At 74.3% G+C, this 5,327-nt stretch carries 5 protein-coding genes; all 5 read right to left on the bottom strand.

The genetic code is table 11. The features are described from left to right. Positions 1-254, bottom strand: a 254-nt coding sequence (locus tag AB8Z36_RS31530) for a protein phosphatase 2C domain-containing protein (RefSeq protein WP_369216808.1), incomplete at its 3' end; no start/stop codon positions are given. Next, a complete protein-coding gene (locus tag AB8Z36_RS31525) occupies positions 146-604 on the bottom strand; it encodes a protein phosphatase 2C domain-containing protein (protein ID WP_369216806.1) in 459 nt (152 codons plus the stop codon). The genes AB8Z36_RS31530 and AB8Z36_RS31525, both read right to left, overlap by 109 nt. Then, positions 601-1,260: a vWA domain-containing protein gene (locus AB8Z36_RS31520; protein WP_369216807.1), complete on the bottom strand. Its 660-nt coding sequence runs from the start codon at positions 1,258-1,260 to the stop codon at positions 601-603. Before AB8Z36_RS31520 ends, AB8Z36_RS31525 begins: the two co-directional genes overlap by 4 nt. Positions 1,261-1,393: 133 nt before the next feature. Next, on the bottom strand, positions 1,394-3,649 hold the full coding sequence (locus tag AB8Z36_RS31515; protein WP_369216805.1) for a GTPase-associated protein 1-related protein: 2,256 nt from the start codon (positions 3,647-3,649) through the stop codon (positions 1,394-1,396). A 257-nt stretch (positions 3,650-3,906) separates the two neighbouring features. After that, positions 3,907-5,196 carry a DUF1266 domain-containing protein gene (locus AB8Z36_RS31510; protein WP_369216804.1) on the bottom strand — a complete coding sequence of 430 codons (1,290 nt, stop codon included), beginning with the start codon at positions 5,194-5,196 and terminating at the stop codon, positions 3,907-3,909. Positions 5,197-5,327: the final 131 nt, after the last annotated feature.

Below are 5,327 nucleotides of genomic sequence, written 5' to 3'. Positions count from 1 at the left end.
GGCGCGCAGAGCGAGTCGGTCTCGTCGCCCATGTCGGGCCCGGTCCAGAGCGGGGTGCGCGGGGTCCCGCCGTCGTCGACCAGCACGAAGTCGCCGTCGCCGAGCTGCCAGCAGAACACCATGTCCTCGGTGAGGACGGCGCCTATCAGGGTGCTGCCGTAGGCGGCGAGGTCCGGGGGCTCCGCGCGCGCCGCGCGGCGGCCGGTCCGTGGGCGGGTGAGTTGCGGTCGTACAGCAGGGCGCGCTCGTGCCAGCGGTGGCCGACCTGCTGCGGCAGCCGCCGCGCCTCCTCGCGCAGCCCGGTGAAGTGCGCGGCGTCACCTCCGACGCGCACCACCTCGCGGGCGAAGGCGCGCGCGCAGGCGGTGAACTCCTCGACCGCCCAGCGGGCCCCGAGGTCGCTGCGGAAGTGGGCGGCGCTGCCGTGTCCGTCGGCGACCGTGAGGACGACCGCGCGGCCCCCGGCGACCGGCACGAGCGCGCTGCGGTCCTGGCTGTACTTCTTCGCCACCCCTTTGACCGCGCCGCTGATGAGCGTCCACGGTGCGCCCGCCGATGGGTCCGCCGCCGGGTCGCGTTCCGTCACTGTCCCCGGTTCGGTCACCAGATGTCGTCTTCGCCCTTGGTCATCGACGGGACGTCGATCGGCGTCGCGGGCTTGGTGCCGTCGTCGACCTTCGGCGTGGAGGCGTCCTTGACGACCGCCGTGGACATCCACCGGATGGCGGCGGCGAGCTGGCGGGGGTTCTTCGCCTGGAGCGGCTCCAGTTCGGGGTTGCCGAGGAACTCCTTGAGCATGCTCTTGTCGGCGTCGTCCCCGATGGCCACCGCGACGCGCACCGCCCGCTTGCCCCACGGGGTGCCGTCGATGGCGCGCAGACCGGCGCGCCAGTCGTCGGTGGGCTGGCCGTCGGAGGCGAGCGCGAGGACCGGCGGCAGGGCGCGCTGGGGCATCGGCGGGGTCTGGAGGGCGCCCGCCGCCAGCTTGAACGCGGCACCCATGTCGGTGCCGCCGTAGATGTGGACGTCCTCCCAGGTGAACTGGTCGACCGGGGTGGGGTCGTTGACGTGCCAGCTCGCGCCGCTCGCGAAGGTGATGGCCCGCACCAGCAGGGAGGCGGCGGGGTTGGACTGGGCGGCCTGCTGCATCTCGGGGATGGCCTCGCGGATGGCGAAGTTGAGCTCGCCGATCTTGCCGTTGATGCCCATGGAGCCCGAGCAGTCGAGCATCCAGATGAAGTGGACGGGGCGGCTCGCCATACTGCCGCCGGGGAAGTTGTCGGCGAGGATCTGGGTGGTGTCGCTCACGCTGGTCCTTTCTGTGGAGCGCGGTGGGGCGCGAAGGCGCGGGCCGGGCCCGCGATCGGTGCCCCGCGAGGCACCGGCGCACTGGTCATTCGTTCTGCCGCTTGATCCGGTCGCGCCACGCCGTCCACTCCGGCAGTCCCTGGTTCTCCCGCTGGAGAACGGTGGCGACCCGGCCGAGGTGCTGCTCGTCCAGGCGGGCGGTCACGGGCGCGAGCACCTGGTCGAGCAACTCCTCGGCGACGGCCCGCCACTGGTCGGTGACGCCGTGCCGCTGACGGGACCGCCAGAGGTGGAAGTACGCGGCCAACTCGGTGTGCCGCAGGGGCAGTTCACGCAGCAGCCGGTCACGGGTGGGTTCATCGAGGTAGTACGCGCGATAGGCGCTCAGCAGTTCCGGGCTCGCGGCGACGAGGATCTGGAGGCCGTGCGATTCGCACACGTCGAGCGGGTTGGCCCCGGCGAGGGCGCGCCCCACGCGCTCGTCGACGCCCTGGCGCAGGGCCCGGCTCAGCGGCGCCGCCTTGTGGCCGAGCTCCCGGAAGCGGCTCACGGTGGCCCTGCTCACGGCCAGGCGTCCGTCGGCGAGGTCCTGGGCGGTCACGAGCAGGTCGGCACTGGCCCGGTCGGCCGCCCCGAGCTGTCCGTCGGCGCGCATGTCCCGTGCGTAGGCGACGAGTTCGGGGTCGCAGCGGTCCGGGTCCCTGACCCACTGGATGAGCGCGCGGCCGTGCCCCGCCTCGACGACCAGGCGCGGCGTGCAGGTGCGGGCGACCCAGGCGACGTCGGCGCGGTCGGGCACTTTGCTGCGCCACACGATGCGCCAGAGCAGCCGCAGCGTCTTGACGTCCTCGACGCGCCGCGCGGGCAGGAGTTCGAGGAGCCGCCCGAAGAGCGCCGCGCCGCGCAGGTGGTCCGGGGGCCCGCACCACAGCGCGGCGGACGCCGCGAGGCGCACGGTGAGCGGCGCCTCCTCCAGGTTCCGCTGGAGCCAGAGGCCCTGCGGTGAGGTGGCCAGCTCCCGGAGGCGGTCCAGCTTGCGCACGTTGAAGTCCACGATCAGCATGCGCAGCACCCGGCGGGTGAAGGGCAGGTGGTCGAGGTCCTCCAGGACCCGCACCGCGTGCGCGCAGTCGCGCCGGTCGGGCCGGAGCAGCGCGTCCGCGAGCCGGTCCATGGCCTCGGCGAGCCCGGGGCCGTTGTCGGCGCCCACCGCGAGGGCGAGCCGCAGCGGTTCGGTCCAGGTGTCCAGGGGGCCGCGCAGCGCCCGGCGCAGGGCGTCGTCCGCGCGCTCTCCGTACTCCTCGCGCAGCTCGCGCCAGGCGTCCTGGCCGAGCGGCAGTCCCTCGAAGGCGGCCAGGTCGGGCAGGGCGCCCCGGGTGCGGGAGGCGTCGAGGCGGTGCTTGACGAGGGCGAGCGCGAGGGGCCGTGCGGCGCGCGCCTGCTCCCCTTCGAGTCCCCGGCACAGCGTGTCCAGTTCGTCGAGCGTACGGGCGTCGGTCTCGCCCCTTTCCACGGACCGCGCGAAGGCGTCGAAGACGGCGCCCAGCGAGGCGCCGCTGAGCCCCGCGAGATCGGCGCCGGTGAGGCCCGCGCCCGCCCGGCCGCCGCCCCGCGCGCCGGACGCGCCGGAGATGAGCGGGATGAGGGCGAAGGCGTCGTCCGTACGCGCGCCCGTGCCGGGTGCGGGCGGGCTGCCGGAGACCCACCGCTCGGCGGTGAGCCGCGCCCAGGCGTCGGGCTCGGTGTGCGGGCTCTGGGGGCCGCCGGTGCCGTCGTGCACGCGGTAGAGGTACGCGATGGTGGCCTCGTCGCGGTCGAACTCCGCGTCCGGGCCGATGCCGATGATCTGCTGCGGGGCGCGGTGCGGCTCGCGGGTCCAGGTGGTGAACGTCAGCACCGGCACATACGCCTCGGGCAGCGAGGCGCAGGCGAGCGCGACCCAGTGGGCCACGGTCTCCGCGTCCTTCTCCACCAGGACGATCTGCCGCCCGGCGGGGTCGCCGAAGAGGCGCCGCACATCGGCGAGGAACGGTGCCACCCGCTCGGCGCGTGCCCGGGCGAACTCCACCAGGCGCGCGCTGTCGAAGTGGGCCCGTGCGACGGGCAGTTCCGACTCGACGAACCCCGCGCCGAGCGCCTCCCCCGCCTCCGGCTCCCAGGTCGCCGAGCGCCAGGTGTCGATCGGCCACACCGAGCCGGGCCCCGGGGTGTCCGCGCCCAGGTGCAGCGCCTCCACGCGCCGCCCCGGCAGCGTGGCGCACAGCAGCCGCCCGCCGTCCGGGAGCAGGGTGTAGCTCAACTCGGACCCGGCCCCGATCACCCCTTCGACAGCAGGGCTCAACTGACTTTCATGCGCGGGAAGTTGCTGATGCTGATCATTCACACCTGACGGCGAGGACTGCGCGGGGATCAGACGGACGGCTCCGGTGTCCGACTCCTGGTCGAGCCGGTAACTGAGGCGACGGATGGCCATGCCACATTGTGACCACCGGCAGCACCCCACCGCAGGCCGTCCGAGAAGTTCCCCCCGGTCTCGTGACGGCTCCGCCGCACCGGCTCACCCCGTCGCGTCTGCCGCCGCCCAGGGGGCGCGAGGGATCAGCCCGCCCGGAACGGCACCGTCAGCCAGGGGCTGTCCGGGTCCGTGGTCAGGGCGCGGTGCGCGTGCAGCACGTCCGTGTACCAGGTGCCGAACGACTCGTCGTCGAAGTGCAGACAGCGGCCGAGCACGTACCCCGCCGAGAACTCCTCCCACGAGGAGTACGAGGCTCGCGCCGCCCGCGAGGCCCGTTCGACGGCCGCCCGCAGCTCCGCCTCGCTCGCGTAGCGCGCGCCCCTGCCCCAGCGGGCCATCTTGGAGGCGCGGCCGATGTCCCAGGCGGCGACGGTGCGCACATGGCCGTCCGGCGGAAGCAGCTCGTCGGCGCGGAAACGGGCCTCGTAGCGCAGGATCTTTCCGACGAGGCCGCGCATGGCGGTCACGAAGTCGTCCAGGTCGGGGTCGTCGCCGGGGCGGTGCGGGGTGCCGGGGCCGCCCGTCTCCACCACGCGGTTGCGCAGGGTGACCTCCACGCACTCCCGCCAGCGCTCCGGGTCGAGGCGGGGGCCGATCTCGGCGATCACCGCGACCCGGGCGCCGAGCACGAAGTCCCAGTACCAGGGGCTGACCTCGCACGTCAGCAGGCGCTCCTGCGTCGCGAGCCACTGCTCACGGTTCTCCACGCCCCAGGACTCGGCGAGGCGGAGGACCTCGTTGCGGTGGCCCGCGCCGTGCCAGTCGAGCGTGTTCCAGGGAGAGCCGTTGGCGAAGCAGAGGTGCGCGCCGCAGGCGAGGCCGTGCAGCAGCGGGCCCGGCGGGGGCGCGCCGGTGCGGCGCGTCTCGACGCGGTCGCCGAGGCCGTCCGGCCGGTGGTGGCGCTCGTGCAGGTCGGCCCAGACCTGGCGCTCCTCGTCCGTGGTGAGGAAGTACTGCTCGCACGGGGTCGCCGCGTTCACCGCGAGGATGTCGACGTCGTCGGGGCAGGCCTCGGCGAGTGTGCCGAGCGTGACGAACTCGTAGACGACGGCCGGGTGCGGGCGCGGCAGCAGCCCCGCCGTGTAGACCTGCGCGGCCTTCCTGCCGTCCGGCAGGTCGACGGTGAGCAGGGGGCTCGCGTCGGGGTCAGGGGCGTGGTCCCGGCCGTCACTCGCGGCGTGCAGGGGCACCGGGCGGTACAGGCCCTCCACGGCGATGGCGCGCAGGTAGGTGTACGGGTCGTCGGCCACGGCGAGTTCGTACAGGTGCTGTTCGAGGTCGGCGGGGCCCTGCCAGGGGCTCCCGTCGGACGGGGCCGGCACCCACGGGAAGATGTCGTCGTGGGACTCGTCCTCGTACTCGGCTGCCGCCATGGCGCTCCGCTCCGGGTTGGGTGGATCTTGTAGCTTACGCGGCGGTGTTCCGCGGGGGCGCGTCCGCCGGGGCCGATGTCCCGGGGCCGACGTCCCCGCCGGTCACAATCAGGTCTCACTCGCCCCAAGAG

Source organism: Streptomyces flavofungini, assembly GCF_041028215.1.
GTDB classification, from domain to species: domain Bacteria; phylum Actinomycetota; class Actinomycetes; order Streptomycetales; family Streptomycetaceae; genus Streptomyces; species Streptomyces flavofungini_B.
Note: the sequence above shows the minus strand (reverse complement) of the source record. Positions and strands in the feature narration are given on the sequence as shown.

Bases quoted from the DNA above. Each gene is read 5' to 3' on its own strand.
- AB8Z36_RS31520 (WP_369216807.1), bottom strand. From the start codon at position 1,260: ATGGCGAGCCGCCCCGTCCACTTCATCTGGATGCTCGACTGCTCGGGC.
- AB8Z36_RS31510 (WP_369216804.1), bottom strand. From the start codon at position 5,196: ATGGCGGCAGCCGAGTACGAGGACGAGTCCCACGACGACATCTTCCCG.